This window comes from Salinicola sp. NYA28a (genome assembly GCF_976982775.1).
Map to the genome: position 1 here is coordinate 2,761,191 of NZ_OZ334582.1, position 26,622 is coordinate 2,787,812.

22 protein-coding genes are annotated in these 26,622 nt (G+C 62.6%); 13 read left to right on the forward strand and 9 right to left on the reverse strand.

Going from position 1 to position 26,622, the window contains the following annotated elements; genetic code table 11:
* Positions 1–3 precede the first annotated feature (3 nt).
* A complete protein-coding gene (locus tag ACWHY3_RS12490; protein WP_087719591.1) occupies positions 4–546 on the reverse strand; it encodes a hemerythrin domain-containing protein in 543 nt (180 codons plus the stop codon).
* Between the two features lie 313 nt (positions 547–859).
* Here ACWHY3_RS12490 and ACWHY3_RS12495 point away from each other — a divergent pair, with 313 nt between their 5' ends.
* Positions 860–2,212 carry a replication-associated recombination protein A gene (locus tag ACWHY3_RS12495; protein ID WP_087719566.1) on the forward strand — a complete coding sequence of 451 codons (1,353 nt, stop codon included), beginning with the start codon at positions 860–862 and terminating at the stop codon, positions 2,210–2,212.
* A 94-nt stretch (positions 2,213–2,306) separates the two neighbouring features.
* Here the strand turns inward: ACWHY3_RS12495 and lolA are convergent, their stop codons facing one another.
* The 3 genes from lolA to ACWHY3_RS12510 form a co-directional block, all read right to left on the reverse strand.
* On the reverse strand, positions 2,307–2,963 hold the full coding sequence (gene lolA, locus ACWHY3_RS12500; RefSeq protein WP_448126658.1) for an outer membrane lipoprotein chaperone LolA: 657 nt from the start codon (positions 2,961–2,963) through the stop codon (positions 2,307–2,309).
* A 155-nt stretch (positions 2,964–3,118) separates the two neighbouring features.
* The gene (locus ACWHY3_RS12505; protein ID WP_448128162.1) at positions 3,119–6,733 is read right to left on the reverse strand and encodes a DNA translocase FtsK 4TM domain-containing protein; all 3,615 of its coding nucleotides are present in this window, start codon (positions 6,731–6,733) and stop codon (positions 3,119–3,121) included.
* 291 nt (positions 6,734–7,024) lie between these two features.
* Entirely contained in the window at positions 7,025–9,058 is a 2,034-nt protein-coding gene (locus ACWHY3_RS12510) for a methyl-accepting chemotaxis protein (protein ID WP_448126659.1), read from the reverse strand.
* Between the two features lie 144 nt (positions 9,059–9,202).
* On the opposite strand from ACWHY3_RS12510, the gene aat reads away from it, so the two are divergent.
* The 3 genes from aat to infA all read left to right on the forward strand — a co-directional run bounded on the left by aat (position 9,203) and on the right by infA (position 11,149).
* Positions 9,203–9,895: a leucyl/phenylalanyl-tRNA--protein transferase gene (aat, locus tag ACWHY3_RS12515; RefSeq protein WP_448126660.1), complete on the forward strand. Its 693-nt coding sequence runs from the start codon at positions 9,203–9,205 to the stop codon at positions 9,893–9,895.
* The gene (locus ACWHY3_RS12520; protein ID WP_087719562.1) at positions 9,892–10,650 is read left to right on the forward strand and encodes an arginyltransferase; all 759 of its coding nucleotides are present in this window, start codon (positions 9,892–9,894) and stop codon (positions 10,648–10,650) included. Before aat ends, ACWHY3_RS12520 begins: the two co-directional genes overlap by 4 nt.
* 280 nt (positions 10,651–10,930) lie before the next feature.
* Positions 10,931–11,149 (forward strand): translation initiation factor IF-1, encoded by a 219-nt coding sequence (gene infA / locus ACWHY3_RS12525; RefSeq protein WP_013332816.1) that lies wholly within the window; start codon positions 10,931–10,933, stop codon positions 11,147–11,149.
* Positions 11,150–11,331: 182 nt separating this feature from the next.
* Here the strand turns inward: infA and clpA are convergent, their stop codons facing one another.
* Both clpA and clpS read right to left on the reverse strand, forming a co-directional pair.
* A complete protein-coding gene (gene clpA, locus ACWHY3_RS12530; RefSeq protein ID WP_087719561.1) occupies positions 11,332–13,596 on the reverse strand; it encodes an ATP-dependent Clp protease ATP-binding subunit ClpA in 2,265 nt (754 codons plus the stop codon).
* 112 nt (positions 13,597–13,708) lie between these two features.
* On the reverse strand, positions 13,709–14,044 hold the full coding sequence (gene clpS, locus ACWHY3_RS12535; protein WP_179208902.1) for an ATP-dependent Clp protease adapter ClpS: 336 nt from the start codon (positions 14,042–14,044) through the stop codon (positions 13,709–13,711).
* Positions 14,045–14,333: 289 nt separating this feature from the next.
* On the opposite strand from clpS, the gene ACWHY3_RS12540 reads away from it, so the two are divergent.
* The 8 genes from ACWHY3_RS12540 to ACWHY3_RS12575 all read left to right on the forward strand — a co-directional run bounded on the left by ACWHY3_RS12540 (position 14,334) and on the right by ACWHY3_RS12575 (position 22,043).
* On the forward strand, positions 14,334–14,939 hold the full coding sequence (locus ACWHY3_RS12540; RefSeq protein WP_303855299.1) for a pseudouridine synthase: 606 nt from the start codon (positions 14,334–14,336) through the stop codon (positions 14,937–14,939).
* Between the two features lie 145 nt (positions 14,940–15,084).
* Positions 15,085–15,534, forward strand: a complete 450-nt coding sequence (locus ACWHY3_RS12545) for an NUDIX hydrolase (RefSeq protein ID WP_332779527.1) — start codon at positions 15,085–15,087, stop codon at positions 15,532–15,534.
* A 186-nt stretch (positions 15,535–15,720) separates the two neighbouring features.
* The gene (mnmA, locus tag ACWHY3_RS12550; protein WP_448126661.1) at positions 15,721–16,962 is read left to right on the forward strand and encodes a tRNA 2-thiouridine(34) synthase MnmA; all 1,242 of its coding nucleotides are present in this window, start codon (positions 15,721–15,723) and stop codon (positions 16,960–16,962) included.
* Entirely contained in the window at positions 16,959–17,603 is a 645-nt protein-coding gene (hflD, locus tag ACWHY3_RS12555) for a high frequency lysogenization protein HflD (RefSeq protein WP_276232833.1), read from the forward strand. The genes mnmA and hflD overlap by 4 nt, the downstream gene beginning before the upstream one ends.
* Positions 17,604–17,670: 67 nt before the next feature.
* Positions 17,671–19,035: an adenylosuccinate lyase gene (gene purB, locus ACWHY3_RS12560; RefSeq protein WP_071233267.1), complete on the forward strand. Its 1,365-nt coding sequence runs from the start codon at positions 17,671–17,673 to the stop codon at positions 19,033–19,035.
* Between the two features lie 30 nt (positions 19,036–19,065).
* Positions 19,066–20,244 carry a ribosomal protein uL16 3-hydroxylase gene (locus ACWHY3_RS12565; RefSeq protein WP_448126662.1) on the forward strand — a complete coding sequence of 393 codons (1,179 nt, stop codon included), beginning with the start codon at positions 19,066–19,068 and terminating at the stop codon, positions 20,242–20,244.
* A 162-nt stretch (positions 20,245–20,406) separates the two neighbouring features.
* A complete protein-coding gene (locus ACWHY3_RS12570) occupies positions 20,407–20,874 on the forward strand; it encodes an outer membrane lipoprotein (RefSeq protein WP_087719556.1) in 468 nt (155 codons plus the stop codon).
* A 182-nt stretch (positions 20,875–21,056) separates the two neighbouring features.
* Positions 21,057–22,043: a lipid A deacylase LpxR family protein gene (locus tag ACWHY3_RS12575; protein ID WP_303854285.1), complete on the forward strand. Its 987-nt coding sequence runs from the start codon at positions 21,057–21,059 to the stop codon at positions 22,041–22,043.
* 133 nt (positions 22,044–22,176) lie between these two features.
* Here ACWHY3_RS12575 and ACWHY3_RS12580 read toward each other — a convergent pair whose 3' ends face one another.
* On the reverse strand, positions 22,177–22,464 hold the full coding sequence (locus ACWHY3_RS12580; RefSeq protein ID WP_303854283.1) for a hypothetical protein: 288 nt from the start codon (positions 22,462–22,464) through the stop codon (positions 22,177–22,179).
* Between the two features lie 206 nt (positions 22,465–22,670).
* On the opposite strand from ACWHY3_RS12580, the gene slyD reads away from it, so the two are divergent.
* Complete coding sequence (slyD, locus tag ACWHY3_RS12585) at positions 22,671–23,153, forward strand: peptidylprolyl isomerase (RefSeq protein ID WP_303854288.1); 483 nt, start codon at positions 22,671–22,673, stop codon at positions 23,151–23,153.
* A gap of 131 nt (positions 23,154–23,284) precedes the next feature.
* Here slyD and ACWHY3_RS12590 read toward each other — a convergent pair whose 3' ends face one another.
* Positions 23,285–23,743 (reverse strand): C40 family peptidase, encoded by a 459-nt coding sequence (locus ACWHY3_RS12590; protein WP_448126663.1) that lies wholly within the window; start codon positions 23,741–23,743, stop codon positions 23,285–23,287.
* A 415-nt stretch (positions 23,744–24,158) separates the two neighbouring features.
* Positions 24,159–26,570: a DUF1266 domain-containing protein gene (locus tag ACWHY3_RS12595; RefSeq protein ID WP_448126664.1), complete on the reverse strand. Its 2,412-nt coding sequence runs from the start codon at positions 26,568–26,570 to the stop codon at positions 24,159–24,161.
* Between the last annotated feature and the right edge of the window lie 52 nt (positions 26,571–26,622).

Here is a 26,622-nt window from a genome sequence, read left to right on the forward strand (position 1 = left end):
AGGCTACACCGGCGAGGGTGCCTCGCGAAACTCGGTGTACAGCTCCGGGTAGGCCTCCTGCAACCGCGCCAGTTCGGCGCCGGCCTGAGCAGGCAGCTCGGCGGCCAGCCGTGCCAGATCGTCTTCGTCGAAATGCTCCCGGATCAGCGGGAACAGCTCTTCACGTTCGGCTCGCAGGTAGGCCCGATGCGCTTCGAGATAAGACTTGAGATCGTCGGCGAACTTGTCCATCGGCATCACCCCGTCCATGAGGATCATGTCGATGTCCCGGGAGAGCCGCATCAATTGCTGGTGAAGGTGCTGATAATCGCCAGCCAAGCGCTCGGTCAGCGCGTTGATCCCGGATTCCCGGGCCACCAGTCGATCGCTGCAGATTCGCTCCAGCGGAATCGTGAACCCGCTCATGTAGTCGAGGATATAATCCACGACTTCTCGGATCAGCCGAAAATCGGGCCGTTCACCGTCGGCCAGCGTCTTGTGCTTGAGTTGCAACACATGCAGCAGGCGCGCCATGTTGGCATGGTCCTGACGCAATTGAGTCAGCATGGGCATGGTGAGTCTCCTGTCCGTGAAGCGCGATGTCGGGTAACGCCGCGTTTGTCAGCCTAGTGTAGCGCCTGTCTCAAGAGTTGGCGCTGGAACTCGTGATCCTCGCCCTGTCGCGGCGCGACGGGCAACGCCGGCCTAGGTAGACGAGTCTCGGATAGCCTTCCTGTCGACGATCGATTGGGTCTGCCTCCAGTCACACGCTAGAATTTCATACCCTAGCGGTTTTTACGATAAACGCTCTACGCCTAACGTCTGAATCGCTGTAGCGAAATGTACCGTTTCGCTGCCGTCAGCCAGCCTGGAAGATGCCATGGACCTTTTTGCCGACGACGCCTCTCGAGGTGACTCCCGCACCGACAACGCCCCTCTCGCCTACCGCATGCGGCCGCGCCGGCTGGAGGACTACATCGGGCAGCAGGCCCTGGTCGGCCCCGGCAAGCCGCTGCGGCGCATGGCGGAAACCGCCAGTGTGCGCTCGATGATCCTGTGGGGGCCGCCGGGTGTCGGCAAGACGACGCTGGCCGAAATCCTGGCGGAAGCCTCCGGCGCCCGGCTGGAGCAGCTGTCTGCCGTCATGGCAGGCGTCAAGGACATCCGCGCGGCGGTCGAGCGGGCTCGGGACGGCCAGATGCGCGAGCGGCAGACCCTGCTCTTTCTCGACGAGATCCACCGTCTCAACAAGAGCCAGCAGGACGCCCTGCTGCCCCATGTCGAATCCGGCCTGCTCACGCTGATCGGCGCCACTACCGAGAATCCGTCGTTCGAGGTCAATTCGGCGCTGCTGTCGCGAGCCCGGGTCTACGTATTGAAGACACTCGACGAAAGCGAACTGATCACGGTGCTCAAGCGCGCGCTCGGCAACGAACCGCTGGGGCTGGGGGTGCGCAATATCCGCGCCAGCGACGAGACGCTGTCGATTCTCGCCCGCGCAGCGTCCGGAGATGCCCGCCGCGCCCTGGGCCTGCTGGAAACCGCTTGCGATTTCGCCAAGACCGACGAGCATGGCGAACATCTCGATCGGGATGCCGTGATCGAAGTGATCGGCCATCAGGGCGCCGCCTTCGACAAGCAGGGGGAGCACTACTACGACCTGCTCTCGGCCGTTCACAAGTCGGTGCGCTCTTCACGCCCCGACTCGGCCCTGCTGTATATCGCCCAGTTCATCAGTGGCGGCGGCGATCCGCTGGACATCGTCCGGCGCCTGGCCGCGATTGCTTCGGAAGACGTGGGCAACGCCGACCCGCGCGCGCTGCCGCTGGTCATGGCGGCGTGGGATGCCTATCTGCGCCTGGGCGACTACGAAGGGCAGCGCGCCATCGCCCATGCCGCGATCCACCTGGCGATCGCCCCCAAGAGCAATCGGATCGACCAGGCCTGGAGCCAGGCCAAGGCGTTCGTCGCCGCGCATCCCGACCTGGAAGTGCCGGTCTACCTGCGCAACGCGCCCACTAAATTGATGTCGTCACTGGGCTACGGCGACGGCTATCGATATGCCCACAACGAACCCAATGGTTACCCCGCCGGCACCGAACATGACTGCTGGCCGCCGAACCTGCCCCGCGCACGTTTCTACGACCCCAGCGACTACGGACAGGAGAAACGCTTCCAGCAGATGCAGACATGGCGTGCCGAACTGGATCGGGAGGCGGACAACGAGTCCTGACCGGCGAACCCGCCCCGGCAGCCTGCTTCCTGAAACGCATTCGCCCCCGCCGTGACGAACACGACGGGGGCGAGTCGACCGAAAAGCGAGAGGGTTACGGCGTCGCGGGGGCCTGCTCGCGGATCACGTCGGCACCTTCGGGCGCCTGGAACTGGAACTGGCCGGGGTCGATATCGATATTGATCTGCGCGTTATCGAAGTCGATGGCCGTGCGCTGGCCGGTGCTGTCGGTCATCTGCAACGCATCGAGCTTCTCGCTGTAGAAGGTCAGCTTGAGCTGCTCGAACAGGGTATCGTTGGCCTGAGGAACCAGGGTAAAGGTCTCGCTGGCGCCCTGTTGCTGACGCGACACGTCATAATTGTCGGAGAGCTCCGAAGCGCTTCCGGAGAGCAGCAGCGCGGGCGTATGCGTAACGCGATCATCCAGCGGCTGAATGGTGACCTGCTCGAGATCCGGGTCGTAGAGCGAGACTTCGTTGCCGTCGGAGACCACCAGCTGGCGATACGGTTCGTTCACTTCCCAGCGGAAATGTCCGGGACGCGACAACCACATGTGCCCGCTGGTGTCCTGCAGGCTCGAACCCGAGGCATCCAGAATCTGCTGTTCGAAATCCGCAGAGTAGGTCTTCAGCGGCTCCAGCAGATGAGTCAGGCGATCGGCAGAGGCCTCGTCCGCCACGGCGGTCTGCGTCATCAACACCGGTGCCAGCAACAGCGATCCGGCGATAGCCAACCTCTTCATCTTGCGCATGGGCATTCCTTATCGTGAATCGTCGGGCTTTCATCGACGATCTTGGATCAATAGCGTGGAATCATTGTGGTAATGACGTGAAATGATCGTGGTCATTGCTGAGACAGCAAAACGGCCACAGGGTTTTACCTCACCCCATGGCCGTCAGCTCTCGATCAATGGCCGACCGGTGGTGGCGCGAGAACCTCCCGTGAGCCATTCGTCCCCATCGAGGAGACGACACCGGCCTGCTCCATCGCTTCCACCAGTCGGGCGGCGCGGTTGTAGCCGATCTTGAAGCGACGCTGGACGGCGGAAATGGAGGCGCGGCGTGTCTCGGTGACGAACTGCACGGCTTCGTCGTAGAGCGCATCCTGCTCGGCGTCGTCGCCGTCGCCGCCGTCGGCTTCGAGCCCGGCCAGGGCGTCGGCGGATACCCCGCCGGACAGGATCTCCTCGATGTACTCGGGCTCGCCGCGACGCTTCCAGTCCTCGACGATGCGATGCACCTCGTCGTCATCGACGAAGGCGCCGTGGACACGCTGCGGCATGCCAGCACCGGCCGGCAGGTAGAGCATGTCACCGTGGCCTAGCAGGTTCTCGGCCCCGCCCTGATCGAGGATGGTGCGCGAGTCGATCTTGGACGATACCTGGAACGCCATGCGCGTCGGGATATTGGCCTTGATCAGCCCCGTTACCACGTCGACCGAGGGCCGCTGGGTGGCCAGAATCAGGTGGATACCGGCCGCACGCGCCTTCTGGGCCAGGCGCGCGATCAGCTCTTCGACCTTCTTGCCGACAATCATGAACATGTCGGCGAATTCGTCGATCACCACCACGATGTACGGCAGCTTGTCGAGCACCGGCGGCTGCTCGTGCATTTCCCAGGGCTGCGGCTCCCATAACGGATCCTGCACCTGGGCGCCATGACTTTCGGCTTCGTCGAGCTTGGCGTTGAAGCCGGCGATGTTGCGCACGCCCATGGCCGCCATCAGCTTGTAGCGTCGCTCCATTTCGGCAACGCACCAGCGCAAGGCGTTGGCTGCCTCCTTCATGTCGGTGACGACGGGCGCCAGCAGATGCGGAATACCGTCATAGACGGAAAGCTCGAGCATCTTGGGATCGACCATGATCATGCGCACCTCGTCCGGCGTTGCCTTGAGCAACATCGACACGAGCATGGTGTTGATCCCCACCGATTTACCGGAGCCGGTGGTGCCGGCGACCAGCAGGTGAGGCATCTTGTTGAGGTTGGCGACCACCGGCTTGCCGCCGATGTCCTGGCCCAGCGCCAGCGTGACCGGCGACTCGGCATTCTGGTAGACGTCGGAATCCAGCACCTGGCGAATGCGAATCATGGCCCGGTTGGGGTTGGGAATCTCGATCCCCACCGTCGGCTTGCCGGGAATGATCTCGACCACGCGCACGCTCTTCACCATCAGCGAGCGTGCCAGATCCTTCGCCAGATTACTGATCTTGGAAACCTTCACGCCGGCCGCCGGCCGGATCTCGAAGCGGGTGATGACCGGCCCCGGCCAGGTCTCGACGACTTCCGCCTTGACCCCGTATTCGCGCAGCCGCATTTCGAGCAGGTCGGCCATGTCGGCCAGCTGTTCCGGCGTATAGTTTGGCTGCTCCGGATCGGCGGGCGTGGTCAGGCGAATCGACGGCAGATCGCCGCTCGGCTCCGGCATATCATCCATGACCGGGCGCTGGCTCTGCAGATGCTCGACGGTCCACAGTGTCGGCTGGTCATCGGCGGCGGCCCTGGCTTGAGCTGCCGTCGCCAGCCGCCCCTCGCTGGGGGGTGTCGATGCCGGCACTGACGAAGGCTGCGGCGCCGTCGAAAGGCCGGCAGCCACGCTTTCGCCTCTCTCGCCTCTGTTCCCGCTCCTGTCGCCGCCGCTCACGGATGTCCGATCATCGTCGGCGATATCGAAGCACGGTTCCTGACGCTGCGGCGTTCGCTCGGTAACTGAGCGGCTCGGCTCATGCGCCGACGATGGCGATGGCGATGGCGATGGCGATGGCGACGAAGAGATCATCGGCTCCGAGGGTATCTCGCCACTGTCTGCTTCGACTTCCTGCCAGTTAATGCCCGAATGGCGGGGCTGATCATCTGCCGGCTTGGACGAGAACGTCTCTTCCGGCGCCATCGCCGATCCTTCGGTCTTGGCTGCCGGTTCGTCGGCATGGGAGGCCGTTACCGGACGCCAATCCGCCATTGGCTCCTGGCGTTCCGCGCGAATCCCCCACTGCTGGGTCGGCGCGTCTTCGTCGTTCGCGGAGAGCCCCGACTCGCTCGGCGCGGATTCCCGTGCTTCTGTAACGGCACGCTGCTCATCCGGCGCGAGCGCCTCTCGCTGACGGCTCTCTTCGTCAATCCGGGGCTCCTCATCGTGCCGGAACGCTTCACTGTACCGGAACGCTTCACCATGCTGGCGCTCGTCAGTGTCATCCCAGGGAGCCGGAGACACGGACGAGGACTCGCCTGCTGGCGCTTGAAACGCATCGGGTATGCGTCGCCGGGTGACATCGGCGCGGAACGGCGTACTTTCCGGCCGGGATTCTTCCCGGGGCTCTGCCCCGGTATCCGGCTTGCCCTGAGCCTCGACGGCCGAGATCGCCGACGAGGCAGCGACGGCACTCGTCGAGTCGTCGGTTGCCGATATTCTGCTCGGCCCTGACTCGGCGGAAGATGGCGGCCGGGCCGAGGCTTCGCCTCCAAGGCGGGTTGCCGGCGCCGTTCGCTGCGGTACTTCGGGCTCCTCGCCCGGTAGCCGACCCAGCGTGGGTTCGCGGGCTTCATCACGCTGCTGGCGAGCGGTGTAGGAAGCTTCAGGCCGTTTGGCAGACGGCGTTCGTGCCGGAACATCCCATGGAATATCCGTACGACCGTCATGACGCCACATCGAGGTGTCGCGACGCTCGACCCTGTCGGTAGCCGCACCAACGGCGCTTTCCCAAGCAGGTTCCTGCCGGAATGGCCGATCGGCGGGCGTGTCGTCGTCTTCCCACTGCTCCAGATCCGGCGCCCTGTTCCAGGGCAGCCGGTTCCACGGCAGCCACCTGGCCCACCACGTAGTCCTGCGTGGCGCATCTTCTTCGTCCATTGCACGGGCATCTTCTGCCATTGCCGCTTCGGCGGCTGCCGTGCTGCGTGCCTCGGCCTTGTCGAGACGACGGGTTTCCCGCGCCTCACGACGTTCGCCAGCGCGAGCTTTCGTCCAATGGAACAGCCGGTTGAGCGAGCTACCGAGCTCATCCATCACCGTCAACCAGGACATGCCGGAGAACAGCGTAAAGCCGCACATGAATGCCGCGATGGCGATCAGCGTGGTGCCTCGCACACCGACCAGCGAGCCGAGAGAACCGGCGATGCCACGGCCGAGAATGCCGCCCGCCTGGTTGGGAAGATCACTGGCAGCGTTATAGAAATGCAGGTCGCCCAGCGTGGTCGTGCTCATCAACAGCAGCACCAGCCCGCCGGTGTGAACGGCGAGCGCCATGGGGTCCCAGGCGATCTGCACCTGGGTCTGACGCATCAGTCGCCAGGCGCCCAGACCGAACATGCCTGGCCACCACAGCGCACTGGCGCCGAACAGCGAATAGAGCACATCGGATAGCCAGGCACCGATCCTGCCCATCCAGTTGGAAACCGATTGATCCGGCCCGCTATGGGACCAGCCGGGGTCCGTCGGCGTGTAGCTGAACAGGGCCAACAGCAGAAATACGCAGATGGCGAGCAACAGAATCACGGCACCTTCGCGAGTCACGCCCTGTAGGCGCATGATCACGTGGCGGGCCTGCTCCTTGGCTTGCGCTTGCGTTGATGGACGACGGCTCTTCTTGGCCGAACTCTTGGCACTCAAATGATCAACCCCCTCGCGCCCGATCTGGCGTGGCGTAGCGCAATCAACTGCCACGCCGCTGGCGGCATTCCATTCCGCTCGCGGCATTGACGATCACGGCCGAGCCGCTGACGGGCCCGGCCTCTTCAACCCGCCATCATACCGGGGGCCGCGTCGACATCACAGGGGGCGCCGGCAGGTCATGGAGCCCATGATCTGCGTGGCGCCAGATCAAGCCGGCAGAGGCTCGCTGGCCGTCGTTCGCCGCTCCGTCTCGTCCAGGCGCGAGACAATCTCGGCCTCGCCTGTCTCGGCCGGCGGTGCGTTACGCAACCGGAACAGCGAGACAGTTTCCGCCAGCCGGCGACTCTGCTCGTTCAACTGCCGGGTCGACACGCTGGACTGACGCACCAGCGCGGCGTTGCTCTGGGTGGTCTCATCGATCTGCGATATCGCCACATTGATCTGTTCGATACCGTGGGATTGCTCTTCGGATGCCAGCCGGATCTCCGAGATCAGCGTGCTGATGCGCTCGACCTGGGACACGATCTCGGTGACCCGCTGCCCCGCCTCAGCCGCGCGCAAATTGCCGCTGTCGACTTCATCGACGGTCTTGCCGATCAATGCCTTGATCTCCTGCGCCGAGGTCGTGCAGCGCTCCGCCAGGTTCCGGACTTCCTGAGCCACCACGGCGAAACCGCGACCGTGCTCGCCGGCCCGAGCGGCTTCGACGGAGGCGTTCAACGCCAGCAGGTTGGTCTGAAAGGCGATGCCATCGATCACGCCCACCACCTCGGAGATCTGCGTCGCCATGCCGACGATACGCTGCATCGCCTCCGACGTTGCCTCGACGGTGCTCTGCGCTTCACCCGCTGCCGCCACGGTTCGCTGCGCCTGCTCATCGCCTTCCTGCGCCCGCTGCGCATTCTGACGAACCGTCGCGTTGATCTCTTCGGTGCTGGCAGCGGTCTGCTCAAGGCTCGCCGCCTGGGATTCGGTGCGCGACGCCAGTTCAGCGTTGCCGGACGCCAGCTCCCGGGTATGGCTTTCGGTCTGCGCAACTGCCGTACGCACTTGCGCCACGATACGCTCGAGCCCGTTGCCGATACCGTTCATGGCGGCAACCAGTTGGCCGATTTCATCACGCCGGCTCGTGTCGATGCGCTGCGACAGGTCTCCCTCCGCCAAGGCTTGAGCCAGGTTGACAACGCGGCTCATGGGCTGCGTCACCAGCCGCTTGACGATCCAGTAGAGCGTCACACTCAGCGCCGCGGCCAGCACAAGTGCAATCAGCAGGAAGCGATCCCGCGCCGCGATCACCCCCGCCTGCATTTCATCGACCGAGACCGAACCGGCCACGACCCATTGCCACTCGGGATAGCGCGAGTAGCGCACCAGCCGCCCTTCGCCACTGCTGGCGGTATATTCGATGTCGCCGAATGACGCCTCGAACAGCGGTGCGAAGAGCTCCCCCATTTCGCCGTCCAACAAGTTCCGCCCCTCGTAGGGCCCGCCGGCAATGACCTCCCCCTTCTGATCACCGGCTGCCGAGGCCAGCATGGTGTAGCCGGCATCACCGATGCCCATTTCACGAATACGATCCTGAACCTGAGCCATCTCGGCACTGACATCGACACCCACGAACAGCGCACCGACGACCTGACCATCTCTGTCCTGGATGGGCTGATACTTGGTGATGTAGTCGGTGCCAAAAAGCCTGGCGAGACCAATATACGGCTGATTCGCCATCAGCCTGGCATAGCTCTTCGAGTCCCGACTGAGCAATGTTCCCATCGCCCTTTCGCCATTCTCGTTCTTGAGGGACGTGGAAATGCGCACGAAGTCATCCCCGTCGCGCGCAAAGATCGTTGCTGGCGTACCCGTCTGCTTGGTGAACCGATCGAGCTTCCAGGTATTGTCGTTGAGCACTTCAAGCCCATCCTTGAGCGCCGGTGTCTGGCGCCCCGAGACTTCGACGGGCTGGTCCGGGCTCAATACGAAACGCCCCGAATACTGCTCCGAAAAAATACTCAGGAACCGGTCCGCCTGTTGCTGCAGGCTATAATCGAACAACGACAGCATGTCACCGATGGAATCCTGCTGGGTTTTCAGCTCATGCGTCGTGGCTTCACGCAGTTGCGTCGTGCTCGCCTGGGCCATGGCGAAGGCCAGCCCCAGGAGCACGGCGGCTTGAAGAAAGGCAACGATAAGGGCCAGCTTGGTACCGATGCCGGCACTGCGAAGACGCTGTCGAAATGCAGCCATGGTGGTTTCCGAGATTGAGGAATCAAGGCTCTTATCGGCGGCGACGACGACAATCTTGATGACGCCCGCGGCAAAAGATGCAAAAGGCATCACGCCATTCAAGGTTTGCTATGCTGTTGGCCGCTCTCTTGTCCGGCCGAACGCATGCTGCCCTGGTTACCGCCACATATCGTCGCTTTCCCGCCAGCCTCCCGGGCACTCGAACAACCCGACGGTCTGCTAGCCGCGGGGGGTGCGCTAAGCCCCGACTGGCTGCTGAGTGCCTATCGACAGGGCATCTTTCCGTGGTATGCCGAGGGCCAGCCCATCCTGTGGTGGTCGCCAAACCCCCGCATGGTGCTGTTCCCGGAGGAGATACGCGTCCGCCGAAGTCTGGACAAGCGCCTGCGCAACGGTGGCTTCGAAGTGAGCTTCGACCGGGCGTTCCCGCGTGTCATTGCCGCTTGCGCCGAAACCCGCGCCGATGCCGAAGGCACCTGGATCGACGACGCCATGCGAAAGGCCTACGTGGACCTTCACCGCCTGGGGCATGCGCACAGCGTCGAGGTCTGGCAAGCGCAGACGCTGGTCGGTGGGTTGTACGGGCTGTCGATCGGGCGCGTCTTTTTCGGCGAATCGATGTTCAGCCACGTTGCCGATGCTTCGAAGATAGCGTTGGTACATTTGGCGCGGCACCTTCAGCGCCACGATTTCGCGTTGATCGACTGTCAGATGCATACGCCCCATCTGGCCAGCATGGGTGCCAGAGACATCGCTCGCGAGACATTCCTCGACTACCTTGAGAAGAACGTCAACGCACCCAACCCGGCCAGCCTCTGGCCGACGGAGCCAACGTGAGCAGCGACAATGCGAACAGCCCGCAGCGTCAGGCACGCGATCTTCGTTTCTTCCTGACGGTGCCCCACCCCTGCAGCTACCTGGAGGGCCGGGAGGCAACGACACTATTTCTCGATCCTCAGGAGACCGTCGTTCCGGAGGTTTACGATGCGCTCACGCTACTGGGCTTTCGGCGCAGCGGCAGCAATCTCTACCGCCCCCACTGCGAGAGCTGCAGCGCGTGCACTTCGGTCAGGATCCCGGTCGACGACTTCGCGCCGTCGCGTACGCAGCGCAAGCTGATCAATCGCAACCAGGATCTGACATTCAGGTTACGGCCAGCCGAGTTCGATGAGCAGCACTATGCCCTCTACGCCCGCTACATTCGCGCCCGGCATGCGGATGGCGACATGTTCCCGCCGAGCCGGGAACAGTACCGGATGTTTCTGGCCCAGACCCATCCGTTCGCCAAGCTACTGGAATTTCGACTGGGCGATCATCTGATGGCAGTCGCTGCCACGGATCTGCTCAGCCATGGCCTGTCGGCGATCTACACCTTCTTCGATCCCGACCCGCTCTTCGAGCGGCGCTCGCTGGGCAGCTTTGCCGTCCTCAGCCAGATCGAGCTGGCACGTAAACGCCGCCTCCCTCATGTCTACCTGGGTTACTGGATCCGGGCCTGTCAGAAAATGCGTTACAAGCAGGATTACCAGCCGCTCGAGTATCTCAGTGGCGGACGCTGGCAACGCATGATCCCGGCAACGGCGTTTTCCTAGAGGCGCTGGGAACTTGGCGCGGGCGACCATGCATGGCGACGCAACGACAGCTCCGCTCCCGGATGGCTTTTAGCCCGATTTCAAGCGGTATTTTTGCCTTCCCTGGCGAGATAGCCCATAATATCGCGCACTTCAGAGGCCCAAGCGTGGCTGACTCGATGACGACGTGGATGGCGACACTGCTATTTGCGGTATATCACGTCGATTGCCGACCGCGCGGCGCCATGCCAGGCTCTCACACCAAGCCCCATGCTCAAAACGTTCAAGAGGGATCGCCTATATGGCACGAGAAGATCATATCGAAATGGAAGGCGTGGTCGTCGACACCCTTCCCAACACCATGTTCCGCGTTGAACTGGAAAATGGCCACGTCGTGACCGCACACATTTCCGGCAAGATGCGCAAGAACTACATCCGCATTCTGACCGGTGACAAGGTCAAAGTAGAGCTGACTCCCTACGATCTCTCCAAAGGCCGCATCGTCTACCGTTCTCGCTAATTCGCGAGCCCATCTCGCGCTTCCCGCCCTGCTTTGGCGGCCTTGCCCGTCATCCTGAAAAAACATCTGACATCGTAGTCTTGCGTCAGACGGGTGAGATGAGATGACACGAATCGAAAAACGCCTCGCCATGTTGCCATGGCGAGGCGTTATCGTTTCCGCAGGACCGAGACGTTGCGCCGTCAGGCGACCTCGGCCTCGGTCTCCAGCTGCAGCTCGTCGTTTTCGACCCGAACGTGCACGATACCGCCGTTGTCCGCCAGGTCGCCGAACAGGATCATCTCTGCCAATGGTTTCTTGAGCTTTTCCTGAATGACGCGGGCCATCGGTCGTGCCCCCATCTCCGGATCGTAACCCTTCTGGGCAAGCCAGACGCGGGCGTCTTCGTCGACATCGAGCTGCACGCGCTTCTCGTCCAGCTGTGCCTGCAGTTCGACCAGGAACTTGTCGACCACGTTGCGGACGATGGAAGGCTCGAGGCCATGGAACTGGATGATCCCGTCGAGACGGTTACGGAACTCCGGCGTGAACGTCCGGCGAATCACTTCCATGCCATCGGTGGAATGGTCCTGCGTCTGGAACCCGATCGAACGACGCGAGATCTGCTCGGCACCGGCGTTGGACGTCATGATGATGATCACGTGGCGGAAGTCCGCCTCGCGGCCATTGTTGTCGGTCAGGCGACCGTGGTCCATGACCTGCAGCAGCAGATTGAAGACCTCGGGGTGCGCCTTCTCGATCTCGTCGAGCAACAGCACGCAGTGCGGCTGCTTGGTGATCGCCTCGGTCAACAGGCCGCCCTGATCGTAGCCCACGTATCCCGGCGGCGCGCCGATCAGGCGCGATACCGTGTGACGCTCCATATATTCCGACATGTCGAAGCGAACCAACTCGATGCCCATCAGGTGAGACAGTTGCCGCGCCACTTCGGTCTTGCCGACACCCGTCGGACCAGCGAACAGGAAGCTGCCCACCGGCTTGTCCGGTGACTTGAGTCCGGCACGAGACAGCTTGATCGCGGCGGACAGGCTGGTGATCGCCTCATCCTGACCGAATACCAGCATCTTCAGGTCGCGCTCCAGATTGGAGAGCAGCTTGCGATCCGAGCTGGACACGCTCTTCGGCGGAATCCGCGCGATGGAAGCCACCACGACCTCGACCTGATCGACATCGATCGTGGCAATTCGCGCCTCCGGCGGCAGCAGACGCTGGTGCGCGCCGGCTTCGTCGATGACATCGATCGCCTTGTCGGGGAGATGACGGTCGTTGATATACCGATCCGCCAGCCGGGCGGCACTTTCCAACGCGCCGTCGGTGTACTTCAACTGGTGATGCTCTTCGAAGCGGCCACGCAGCCCCTTGAGGATGCGGATGGTGTCCTCGACGGTCGGTTCCGGCACGTCCACCTTCTGGAAACGACGTGCCAGTGCCCGATCCTTCTCGAAGATACCGCGGAACTCCTGGAACGTGGTCGAACCGATGCAACGCAGCTCACCGGAAGAGAGCAGCGGCTTGAGCAGGTTGGACGCGTCCATGACACCGCCGGAAGCGGCGCCAGCACCGATCACCGTATGGATCTCGTCGATGAACAGGATCGAGTTGTCCTGCTTGCGCAGCTCGGCCAGCAGCCCTTTCAGGCGCTTCTCGAAGTCGCCACGGTACTTGGTGCCAGCCAGCAAGGCGCCCATGTCGAGCGAATAGACCACCGCATCCGCGATGACGTCCGGCACGTCCTCCTCGACGATACGCTTGGCCAGCCCCTCGGCGATGGCGGTCTTGCCGACGCCCGCTTCACCTACCAGCAGCGGGTTGTTCTTGCGCCGGCGCGCCAGGATCTGCACCACGCGCTCGAGCTCGTGGTCCCGCCCGATCAGCGGATCGATCTTGCCCAGACGGGCCTGATCGTTGAGGTTGGTGGCGTAGCTGCTCAGCGGGCTCTGGCCATTTTCGGTGGCTGCCTCTTCGCCCTCCTCGGACTCCTGGGAAGGCTGCTGGGGCTGGCTGTGACCGGCCACCTTGGAAATGCCGTGGGCGATGTAGTTCACCGCATCGACCCGGGCCACGCTCTGCTGCTTGAGGAAATAGACGGCCTGACTCTCCTGCTCGGAGAAGATCGCCACCAGCACGTTGGCGCCGGTCACCTCGCTCTTGCCGGAAGACTGGACGTGAAAAACGGCACGCTGAAGCACGCGCTGGAAGCCCAGCGTCGGCTGCGTTTCCCGATCTTCCTGCTCTTCGGGAATCAGCGGCGTCGTGGAATTGATGAAATCCTGCAGATCGGCACGAAGCTTTTCCAGATTCGCCCCACAGGCATTCAGCACATCGGCTGCCGAGGCATTATCGAGAAGCGCCAGCAGCAGGTGCTCCACGGTCATAAACTCGTGTCGCTTCGAGCGCGCCACGGTGAAGGCCGTGTTCAGGGTGAGTTCAAGTTCTTTACTCAACATGGCAGTCCCCTTTTAGCCACTGAGGGCGTCGGTCGGCACTTTCACAATCGGGCACAAACAGCGGTTTCGCAAGTCTTCGAAGACAAAAGCGTCGACGATGTGTGTCCGCGTCCTACTCTGCGGCATCCACGTCACACATGAGAGGATGCTCGCACTCTCTTGCATATTCATTGACCTGATGGCACTTGGTCTCCGCGATATCGCGGGTAAAGATGCCGCATGTCGCCTTTCCCTGGGTGTGGACGGCCAGCATGATCTGAACCGCCTTCTCGCTGTCCATGGCAAAGAACCGTTGCAGCACCTCGACGACGAACTCCATGGGTGTGTAGTCATCGTTGTACAGCACGACCTTGTACATGGGCGGCGGCGCCAGTTGCGGTTCGGACACCTGCTCGGCGACATCGCCCTGCTCTTCATGACCAGGGTCGGGCGGGCGCGTCATACCCATGCGCGCCGGCTCCCTGGAAAGGTACAACGACACTCTATCTAGGATCTCTGACATACGGTTGTTGGCACAATCTGGATGAATCCCTGGATGCATCGGCCCGGGTGCATCAAATTGGGACTGGGTCAGGTATTGGATACCATCGAAGGCCCGAGGTTCCTTGAAGATGCGGCCGATAGGGCCTGTATGCAAGCCTTCACTGAAAATAGTCGCGACAGGCCGCCAACGCCATGGCATCGTGGCCCCGACATCACCGTTCGCGGCTATTCAAGAGGAGCGTTGGCGACCCGGCATGAGTCGAATCTATCTATTGCACAAGCCCTACCATGTGCTCTGTCAGTTTACCGATGACCAAGGGCGACCCACCTTGGCCGACTATCTTCAGGTTCCCGACATTTATCCAGCCGGACGCCTCGATTACGACTCCGAAGGCCTGTTGCTGCTGACCGACGACGGCGCCCTGATCCACCATATCAGCGACCCGCGTCATAAATTGCCGAAGCAGTACTGGGTGCAGGTCGAGGGAACGCCGGACGACGATGCGCTCGAAGCATTACGCCATGGCGTCACGCTGAAAGACGGCCCGACCCGGCCTGCCAGGGTTCGACGGCTGACCCGGCCGGATCCCGCGCCACGGGTCCCGCCGGTTCGCTATCGGGAATCCATCCCCACGACCTGGCTGGAAATCGAACTTCGCGAAGGGCGCAATCGGCAGGTAAGGCGCATGACGGCGCATGTCGGCCACCCCACGCTGCGTCTGATTCGCGCCGCCATCGGTCCGTGGCAACTGGGCGAGCTGCAGCCCGGAGACTGGCGCAGCGAGACCGTGAACGCCCCCCGGAAGCGTCCATCGCGACAGGACCGAAACCCGCGATCGAAGCCACGACGCACTCGATGATCGCCATCCCGTTCCCGTCCTGGCCTCCTCGTGCCACCGCCCTTCTTCCGACCGCGGGCTTTCGAATTGCCCCAGACCGGGTATGATCGGCTGAGTCCCGTGGCCCGTTGTCGAGGGCCGCGTACCGAGCTGGGAGAATGAAAAGATGAATCGCTGGACACCCCGCGTGACCGTTGCCGTGATCGTGGAACGGGCCGGTCGGTACCTGATGGTGGAAGAGGATCGCGGCGGACCGTTCAGTCTGTTCAACCAGCCTGCCGGCCATCTGGAACGCGGCGAGCGCCTGATCGCTGCGGCCGAACGCGAAGTTCGTGAAGAGTCCGCCTGGCAGATCGCCATCACCGATTACCTGGGGCTCTATGTCCATCAGACCTCGGATGGCCTCACCTTCCACAGTCACGCCTTCATCAGCCTGCCGCTGGCGCACCTTGGCAATCCGCTCGACAAAGGGATCATCAGCGCTCACTGGCTGACGTACGACGAGATCGACGATCTCGACCGCAGCCGCCGCCTGCGCAGCCCGGTAGTGATGCAGCGTCTGCGCGACGCGCGTGACGGCCGCCGCTACCCGCTCGATCTCATTCGCGAGCGCTGAGACCGGCCCTGCGGCCGGGTGACGGCCGCTCGCCTGGTATCGAATGCCCGTCGGGCTCGATGCCCAGACCCGCTTTCGGCTATAATCCCGGGTCATTTATTCAGGGCGGCGCCCGTTTCGTCGTCGCGCCCAGCCGTCGACGAATCCGATGTCATCGCCCGCCTTCACCTGTCCTCGGGAATCGCCATGACCACTGACAGCTTGCCCAGCGATAGCGTGCGCTCACCCAGCGCAGGCGCCTTGCCGTCCCGCGAGAATGCCAAGAAGGTCATCGTCGGCATGTCGGGGGGCGTCGATTCCTCCGTGACCGCATTGCTGCTGATCCAGCAGGGCTATCACGTCGAAGGTCTGTTCATGAAGAACTGGGACGAGGACGACGGCACCGAGTACTGCACGGCGATGGCGGATCTGGCCGATGCCCAGGCCGTCAGCGATACGCTCGGCATCAAGCTTCACACGGCCAACTTCGCCGCCGAGTACTGGGACAATGTCTTCGAACACTTTCTGGCGGAGTATCAGGCAGGCCGCACGCCGAACCCGGATATCCTCTGCAACCGCGAGATCAAGTTCAAGGTCTTCCTCGACTATGCCGAGATGCTCGGTGCGGATCTGATCGCCACCGGCCACTACGTTCGCCGAGGTGCCGACGACGCCGACGGTCGGGCGCAATTGCTCAAGGGTCTCGATGGCAACAAGGACCAGAGCTATTTCCTGCATGCCGTTCCCGGCGATGCCATCGCACGCACCCTATTCCCTGTGGGCGAACTGGAAAAGCCCGAGGTCAGGGCGTTGGCCGAACATCACGGCCTGGCCACGGCGCGCAAGAAGGACTCCACCGGCATCTGCTTCATCGGTGAACGTCGCTTCAGCGACTTCCTCAAGCAGTACCTGCCCGCCCAGCCCGGCCGCATCGAGACGCCGGAGGGCGATCTGGTGGGCGAGCACATGGGGTTGATGTATTACACCCTGGGGCAGCGCCGCGGTCTGGGTATCGGCGGCCTCAAGGATCACAGTGAAGAGCCGTGGTTCGTCGCCGCCAAGGATCTCGAGCGCAATGTCCTGATTGTCGTCCAGGGCGAGCACCCGCTGCTGTACAGCGATGTCGTGTACTGCGAGCCGGCGGCCTGGGTGGCAGGCGAACCATCGGTGAAGTCGCGTCTGCGCGCCAAGACCCGCTATCGCCAGCAGGACGTTGCCTGTGAAGTGACACTGCTGGCCGATGGCGAGATCGAGGTTCGCTTCGATGAGCCACAGCGAGCGGTCACGCCCGGCCAATCGCTGGTGCTCTACGACGGCGACGTGTGTCTCGGGGGCGCCGTCATCCGCGCCACCGAAACCGCCGATACGGCGGCCGTCGCCGAACTGACCGGCGCTACGCGGCCCGATGCCAACCTTACCGCAACGACGGGGAGCCAGCGTTCGGCATGAATCCAACGCCCATTCAATCGGCACCGCTCGACAGCAATGGCCGGCAGGCGCTGGCCCTGGCCGGTGTCTTTCAGGCGGCTTCCGTGGTCGATCAGCTCGCCCGTACCGGCCAGTGCGACGAACGCGCCTGGAACACGCTGCTCCGCGCGACGCTGGATACCAACCCGCCGAGTTTCGAATCGATCTACGGCGGTCATCACAACAATCTGCGCCTGGGCATCGATACCCTGCTCGCGGTGATGTCCCGCCAGCATGCCCAGCCGGCGGTGATGCGCTACGGCTTCTCGATGGTGTTGCTGATGCAACGGCTGCGCAAGGACGATGCCATGATGAGCACCCTCGGCCAGCGTCTCGTCCGCATCCAGGGCCAGGCGGAACATTTCGGCGAGACGCACGAGAACGTCATCGCCAGTCTCGGCGAGCTGTATCAGGAGACGCTTTCCACCTTTCGCTACCGGATCGTGGTGCAGGGCGAGCCCAGCCTGCTGCAGAGCCGAATGATGCCGGAACGTATCCGCACCGCCCTTCTCGCCGGCGTGCGCTTCGCCCTGCTATGGCATCAGCAGGGCGGCCGCCGCTGGCGTCTGATCTTCCAGCGCGGCGCCATCAGGCGCACGCTGCGCGAGCTCGACGCCCACTGATGTCGAGCCCCATGAATTCGTTAACCGCGAGCTTCGAGCTCGTGCGAGCCTTCGGGAACCCAAGATGATCGAACTTTCCGCATTGACCGCCCTCTCCCCCGTCGATGGCCGCTACGCAGCCAAAGCCGCGCCGCTACGCGAACATTTCAGCGAGTTCGGCCTGATCCGGGCTCGCGTCACCGTCGAGGTGCGCTGGCTCGAACGATTGGCGGCCCATCCCGGTATCGCCGAAGTGCCGCCACTTTCCGCAGGGGCACAGGCGTTTCTGGACAAGCTGGTGAAGGAATTTTCCATCGCCGATGCCGAACGCATCAAGACCATCGAACGCACGACCAACCACGACGTCAAGGCCGTCGAGTACTTCCTCAAGGAAGCGATTGCCGACCAGCCCGAGCTGCACGCCATCACCGAATTCGTTCACTTCGCGTGTACCAGCGAGGACATCAACAACCTTTCCTATGCCCTGATGATGCGCGACGGCCTGGCCACGCTGCTGCCGACGATGCATCAGGTTCACGATGCCATCGCCAAGCTAGCGCACGAGCATGCCGAACAGCCGATGCTGTCGCGTACCCATGGCCAGACCGCCAGCCCCACGACGCTGGGCAAGGAGATGGCCAATGTCGCCTACCGCCTGCAGCGCCAGCTCAAGCAGATCGAGTCGGTGGAACTGCTGGGCAAGATCAACGGCGCCGTGGGCAACTACAACGCTCACCTGGCGACCTATCCGGAGATCGACTGGGCCGACAACGCCCGCATGTTCGTCGAATCGCTCGGGCTCACGTTCAACCCCTATACCACCCAGATCGAACCCCACGACTACATCGCGGAGCTGTTCGATGCCATCAGCCGCTTCAACACCATCCTGATCGACTTCGATCGCGACGTGTGGGGCTACATCTCGCTGGGCTACTTCAAGCAACGCACCGTTGCCGGGGAGATCGGCTCCTCCACGATGCCGCACAAGGTCAACCCGATCGACTTCGAGAACTCCGAAGGCAATCTGGGGCTGGCCAACGCGCTGCTCGATCACCTGGCCCGCAAGTTGCCGATCTCCCGCTGGCAGCGTGATCTAACCGACTCCACCGTGCTGCGCAATCTCGGCGTCGGCCTGGCCTATGGGCTGATTGCCTACGAAGCCTCGCTCAAGGGTATCGGCAAGCTCGAGGCCAATCCGCAGCGTCTCGACGACGACCTGGACCAGAGCTGGGAAGTGCTGGCCGAGCCGATCCAGACTGTCATGCGCCGCTACGGGATCGAAAAGCCCTACGAGAAACTCAAGGAACTGACCCGCGGCAAGCGCATCGACCAGGCCGGTTTTGCCGCCTTCATCGACACGCTCGCCCTGCCGGACGAAGTCAAGATCGAGCTCAAGGCGCTGTCACCGGCAAGCTACATCGGTAACGCCATCGATCAGGCCAAAGCGCTTTAAGCCCTCAACGATACCCAACTGGAGATCGATATGACGTCGGCCAACTCGCCCCGCACCCTGCTCGGCGGCCTCACGCCCGCCCAGTTTCTCAGCCAGCACTGGCAGAAATCGCCGCTGCTGATCCGCGGCGCACTGCCCGGCTTCGTCTCGCCACTGGAGCCGGACGATCTGGCGGGCCTGGCCTGCGAGGAAGGCATCGAAGCCAGGCTGGTCGAGGAGCATGGCCCCGACAAGGCGTGGCAGGTCAGCCATGGCCCGTTCGACGAGGAGACTTTCTCGCGCCTGCCGGTCAGCGGCTGGTCGCTGCTGGTGCAGGCCGTGGATCACTATGTGCCCGAAGTCGCCGAGCTGCTGGAAGCGTTCGACTTCATACCGCGCTGGCGCCTCGACGACATCATGGTCAGCTACGCCCCGCCTGGCGGCAGCGTGGGCGCGCACGTCGATCAGTACGATGTCTTCCTGCTGCAGGCCAGCGGCCGGCGTCGCTGGCAACTGGGCGGCACGCCCGGTAACGACGCCAGGCTGATTCCCGGTATCGATCTGCGGATTCTGGAAGACTTCGCCGTCGAAGCCGACCAGGACTGGGTGCTGGAGCCGGGCGACATGCTCTATCTGCCCCCCGGCGTCGCTCATCATGGCATCAGCGACGCCGACGACTGCCTGACCTTCTCGATCGGCTTCCGGGCACCCTCCAGCGACGAGGTCGTGACCTCGTTTGCCGACTATATCGGCGAGCAACTCGGCGACAGTCAGCGCTATGGCGATTCCGATCTGCAGCCGCCGGCCGCCATCGGCGAACTGGACGATCAGGCGATCGCCCGTGTCCGCGCCTTGCTGCTGGATGCCATCGACAGGCCGGAACAGATGGCGCAATGGTTCGGTCGCGCCATGACCCAGCCCAAGTACCTGGATCAGTTGGTCCCGCCCGAGTCCCCAAGCGATCCGAACGATCTTCGAGCCGCCCTGGAGAGCGGCAGCGAGTTGACCCACAGCCTCGGCTCGCGCTTTGCCTGGCGCCGGCTGGATGACGCCCGGGCCACGCTGTTCGCCGATGGAGACGCCATCGTCTGCGATCTCGAGCTGGCGCAGTATCTGTCGGCTGCCCCTCGCCTCGACGCGAAGGTACTCGAGTTTCCGGATAGCGAATCCCTGCTCGCCGCTCTCGTCGATAGCGGTAGCTTGAGCGTATTCGAGGAAGATGATCAGTGATCAGGATCATTGGGGGCAGTGGCAGCGATGCCTACACTCCGAGTAGAGAGACGTAGTGTCGTGGAAGACATTCTGTACTGGACGCATTTTAGAACACTGTTTTAATGTATTGATTCAGTGTACCCGGCACGAAGCCAAATCTGGATGTTAAGGAGAATCGATATGAAACGACTTATCGCCCCCGCGCTGGTCATGAGCCTGCTGGCCCTGGCTGGCTGTACCAACAACTCGACGTATTCAGGTGACGTCTACCGCGGCGATCAGGCAGGTACCGCACAGACCGTCAGCTACGGCACCATTCAGTCGGTTCGCCCGGTACAGATCCAGGGCGGTAACGGCGAGAGCGTTCTCGGCAGCCTCGGTGGCGCCGTGATCGGCGGCCTGCTGGGTAACCAGGTCGGTGGCGGCTCAGGACGCACCATCGCGACCGCCGCGGGCGCCATCGGCGGCACCGTCGCCGGAAGCAAGATTCAGCAGGCAACGGACCGTGTCGACGGTTACGAGCTCGAAATTCGTCAGGACAGCGGTCAGAACGTCGTGGTCGTTCAGAAGGCCGACCGCAACTGGCAGGTGGGTCAGCGCGTCAAGCTGGTTGCCAGCGGCTCGAGCGTGAGCGTGGCCCCTTATTGATCAAGGCAACGAAGGATCAAGGCAACCCGGGCGGTAGAAAGCCCGTCCAGTATAGTTTTCAGCGGCGCCCTCGGGGCGCCGTTTTTTTAGCATGCTATTAATTATAAAGGTTATCGACGCTTTACCTTCGCTGTTGTATGTTGTGTAGGGCACACCATTCGTTCAAGGGAATAATACGATTCATGAAGGGACTAACGTGGGCAAGAACCGGCTTCGCCATCGCCTTGGCTGGAATATCCGGCTCGGTTTGGGCTGATGGCATCCTGACACTGAAATCGGAAAACGATATTTTTGCCAGCGGTGAAGACGGCCACTACACCAACGGACTGGAGATCGACTGGTCTTTCAAGCCCGACCGGGACCACTGGACTCGCGCCCTTGCCGATGCCCTGCCCGGCTGGAGTGCAAACTCGCTCGATGGTGCCGCTTATCGTTTCGGGCAACAGATCTATACCCCCGAGGACATCGACAAGCGTCGTTTGATCGAGGACGACCGCCCCTATGCCGGCGTTCTCTATGCCGGGCTCTCATTGTTCGATGACGAACAGCTCGTCGGGTGGCGTCGCACCAGCGGCCTCTATTTCGATGTGGGTATCGTGGGCCCTGGCGCCGGCGGTCGTACCGTGCAGAAAAATTTTCATCACTTGATCGGTAGCGACGAGCCCGAAGGCTGGCACAACCAGCTCCACAACGAGCCGTTCGTCAACGTAGCGTATAACACCGCCTGGTGGAAGCAAGGTCAACTGGGCACGCTGGAAACCGAATACGGCCCTTCGGTCGGATTCGCGGCCGGTAACCTCTATACCTATGCCGCGACGGGGCTCGGGCTGCGCCTGGGCCAAGGGCTGAACAAGAGCTTCGGCGTTCCGGCCGTGGCGCCCGCCCAAGGCAGCCGGATCTTCTTCGAAGCCGATAGTGGCTTCAACTGGTACGTCTTTGCCAACGTCGAAGGCCGGCTCATGGCCTACAATATGCTGCTCGACGGCAATACGTTCGAGGACAGCCACTCCGTCGACCGACGCCCCTGGGTCGGAGATGCCCAGATCGGCCTGGCGCTCTCCTGGAACCGCTGGCAGCTGACTTACAGCTCCGTCTGGCGCACTCACGAATTCGAGGAGCAGGACAGTGGCGATCAGTTCGGCTCGATCACGCTCTCGACCTGGCTGTAAAGCTAGCTGGTGATCGTCACTTCAAACGCAACTCGAGCGCAAAGGTAGCATCAGACGCACGACGGGCGATGCTTCAAGCATCGCCCGTCGTGCGTCTGATGGCCCCGACCGAAATGACGGACCATCGGTCCGCTCAGTGCAACCTGGCTTTACGCATACCCCAGCAGACGACGCGCTTGCCTACCCAGAGCACGATCGCCAGCAGGATCAGCGTCAAGAGCATGGAAACGGGTTTCACGATGAAGGTCGCTCCGAGCACGGCCAAGGCGATCGCCATCACCCAGCGATCCTGGGCGGGATCTCCCTGTAGTTGTGCCGGCAGCCGGCGCTTGACCGCCCCTCCGAGCGCACCATCCCAAGCCTTGAGCAACAAAAAAAGCAGAACGGCGAAGGCAATGAGCCAAACGACGAAAACGGTCATGACGAACTTCTCCTCAACCGCAGGATCACGGTAGTTTATCCTCGAAATCAGGGTAACCACACCCACGAAGCGGCGCAACTGCTATGGAGGCCGTCCCGTGGGCTGCATCGAGCCGGCTAGACCAATATCCAACGTCATTGCGACCTGACAGAAAGGCCGTGGCACGTTAGGATGGGACAGACATGCACAAACGCAAAGGTTTCGAGATGCAGATTGCCCAGAACTCCGTGGTCGCGTTCCACTATAAACTGACCAATGATGCGGGAGAGGTGCTGGACAGTTCCGAAGGTCGGGAGCCACTGACCTACCTGCACGGTGCGGGCAACATCATTCCGGGCCTCGAGAAGGAGCTTGAGGGTCACGGTAGCGGTGATAAGCTTCAGGTCGCCGTCGCACCGAACGAAGGTTACGGCGAAGTCCAGCCGGCACTGGTTCAGGAAGTTCCGCGCGATGCCTTTCAGGGTGTCGATAACGTCGAGCCCGGCATGCAGTTTCAGGCGCAGACTCAGGAAGGCCCGCTGATGGTCACCGTCACCAAGGTAGAAGGCGATACCGTAACGGTCGATGGCAACCATCCGCTAGCCGGCGAGAAGCTGAACTTCGACGTCGAGATCACCGAAGTTCGCGAAGCGACCGAAGAAGAAGTGTCCCATGGTCACGTCCATGGCGAAGGTGGTCACCAGCACTGATCGTGTCGGATCCCGCTCGCCGGGGTCCGTTATCGGTGGCATCGCCGCCACGCAGGAAGGGCAGTCTCATGGCTGCCCTTTTTTAATACTCGTTTAATGCCCGGTCGAGACGACGACACTCACGACCGATCTCAACCTTCGCTGGCCAGCATCACCCGCTGGGCCAGCTGTGTGCGCTCGACGGGGCGCCGCGCCTGCCAGTAGTAGCGCTTCCAGTAGACGTTATCGAGACGAGACAGCTTCACGCCCTGGGATGACGACGCGTGAAGGAAGTAGCCATCGCCCACGTAAACGCCAACATGATTGTAGGGTCCCGGCGGCCGGAAGAAGACCAGATCCCCCGCCTTGAGGCTATTCTCTGCCACTCGACTCCCTTCCAGCACCTGCTCTTCCGTCGTACGCGGCAGCTCGAGAGCGAAGGCTTCCCCAAACACGTGCTGCATTAGTGCGGAGCAATCGATACCGTTGCGCGTCGTCCCGCCGAGCACGTAAGGCGTTCCCACCCAACGCTCGTGTTCGTTTAGCAGCGCCTTGCGAATTACTGCCGGAGAGACATTCTGCGGCCGAAAGTCCCGGATTGTCTGAGGCACAGGTGGCACACTCCGGTTTTCGCTGGTAGCAACGGTCGGGGATTTGACCAAGGGAAGTGAATACTGCGCGTTGACCTGTTGTTGTTTTACAGGAGCGGAGCAACCGGACATGACCATCACCAGTGCCAGCCCCATGGCTGTGCGTCTTAGCATTCAGCGCGACCTCGTTCGCCTGTGAGCCGTCACGGGCACCGCCTGTCTATCGGCGACTCGTGAGGAGTCGCCCGGCGAAGTGGAGTCGCTGTGGTGGTGACACACCTCGACGAGGTGTCACCGCCAAAACGGCCTGTATTCGGCTCGAATCATCGATCAATCGGACAGAAAAAAGCCACGCCCTCTTTCCAGTGGCGTAGCACAGCGGAGATCATATGTCATTGAAAACGCTTTGGCGAGCCTTCCGGATCAACGAACAGCGTCAATGCAGATGATGCGCTTCGCCCGGCAGGATATCGACATGGAGCGATGTCCAGTGCGTCATGGCGCTACCGGGAAAATCGAGGCTCGCCCAGGCGCCGGCCAATAGCGGCCTTGCTTCCAGCCAGGCATCGAGAGCCTCCCGAAAGCGCATCAGAAAGGCCTCTCGCTCGGGCGTGTCGTCCATGAAAAACCCGAAACCGCTGTACAACCCTTCGGCGTAATCGTACCAACTGCTGTAATGCCGCCCAGCCAGCCGCATCGCGGCATCGAGATAGTGGGAAAGCCGATCTTCCTCGAGCCAATCGAGCTGCCGACCGGCCAAGGCAAGATCCACCAGTTGCGCGATATCCCAGGCTGTCATGTCCTGATCGTTGCAGCGGCAGGCATTGTCCCGCACGTGTTTCAGGCGCAATAGATGGACGCGCTCCTCGTCCGCACACTCACCTGACTCGAGAATCGCGATTTCCGCCTCGAGCCGAGCGCGATTGAGCGTATAGGGCGCATAGTTGATCTGGTAATCCTGACGGTCACCCGCTTCGACCAGAAAATCCAGGAAGTCGATGAGCCCGGAGGCACCCTGCAAGGCATACTGGTGCTCTATCCACTCTCCCAACGCCTGCCGGTCCTGTGGCGCCAGAGGCTGCGGTGCCTGCCACAGCGCTTCATTGAGCGGCCCAGCGAGCGATATCGCCGTGAAGCGCGTCAATGTCGGCCGCACGCCTGGCTCGAGCCAGGTCAGTGACCGCGACGTTGTCAGCCAGTGAAACGGCGACCCCAGATCATGCCGATGCCAGGCAATATCATCCACCAGCGAGACTTCTTCGGGCGCTTCATCCTGACTCAGGACGGTCTCCCAGGCATGCCAGGCCGAGAGCATGCGTAAAGGATCGCTGTAAAACCGACTCAGCACATCACATAGCGACTGGGCCAGCGCCTTGATTTCGGAAGACGGATAGCGGCCGCTATCGGCGGCCATCACCAGATAGAACGCGTACTTTTCCGCCATGGCGATCGTTGCTGCATGATCGGCACAGGCGGCCAGGCGCCGCGATGCCCTCCGCGACGATTTTCGACCGACGTGATGGCGAGAATCCGCTGCCAGCTGATTGAGATGATGCGCCTGCGCAGGCATCCAGAACCTCGCCAGCCCAGCGGTGCCCTCTTCCCGGCGCAGGCCGAGAACTTCTTCGAGGTAGCGTTCGGCATCCTCAGTCCGAGCCTGCCCCAGCGGCTCGTCGAGGTGGCGACGATGAATCAGATCCGGGTCCCGTACCGCCGCAATGGCCAGCACCCAACTGTCGGCTTCTCCACGCTGGCGCTGGATGAACGCTCGCGCTAACTGGCGCTGCTCCACTCCCAAAATCCGGGAAAATGGCATTTCCCAAGGGCTCCGGCTGGCGACGAGCAGACCGCCCCAGTCGCTGTCGAACGTCTCTCGCAGGTCTCGACCTTCGAACAGGCTGCGCCCTCGCTGATAGGCACGCGCCACCGCTTCCCAATCGGCATAGCGCTGCTGCAGGAGATCGATGGCATGGGCCGCGAACACCTCCGCCTCCGAGGCAGAAAGCCAGCCAGCGCAGCAGCCGAGGTAAGCCTGGTCGACGAGGCGCAGCCAGTCCCATGCCGCCCAATCCAGCGGCTCCTCTTCGGCCAGGAACTGCAGCAACACCCGGCCGTAGTCCTGCTGGTCGTTCAATCCGGCCAACCACTCGACACGAGCTTCAGCCCCTTTGCGCGCGAGTCGAACCGCGTCCATCTCCCAGCCGTAGCGGTGCCCTTGGCCAGCGAGCCAGAACAACAGGGACTTGAGCTCATCCGGACCACGGACCTCGCCCTGCTCGCGTAACAGCGCCTGCTGCTGCCGCTGTTCTTCCGGGGAATGCTGGATTGGCCAGGCAAGAACCGGCGCAATGACGGCCCTGGCTCGCCAGAGATCGGCGGGCCAAAGCGGAGCCGGCATATCGATCGATTTCAGACTGTGCCGAACCTCACGCCAGGAAACGCCTCGCTGTTGCCGTTCCCGGGCGAACAGTGCCTGCCCCGCCATGTCCAGCGCCGGATCGCCCAGATGCGCCAGCGCCTGCAACCAGGCCTTGAGCGTCGGCATGTCGGTCACGATGTCGCGTGCCAGGGCAAGCAGCCAGGCCTCATCCGTTCGAGGATGGGTCCAGCCCACGGTACTTCCCAGCGCCAGCAACTCCAGGGCGGCCAGCCGTGCGATTGGAGGCTCGCCTGTGTCGGAAGCGTTCTCCCAGAGTCGCCACGCAAACTCGTCTCGACTATCGATCCCGAGCAACATCAGGCGCTCGAACGCCTGGTCGGCGCTGAGTGCCAGCCGAGGATCGCTGACAAGGGGCCAACCACAAAGCGTCAGTTGCTGGGCCCACCATGGGACGAGAAGTTCGCTCAAGAGAGACCTCATGCTACGGGAAACGGCTTGCGCCGGACGCCGAATGGATTCC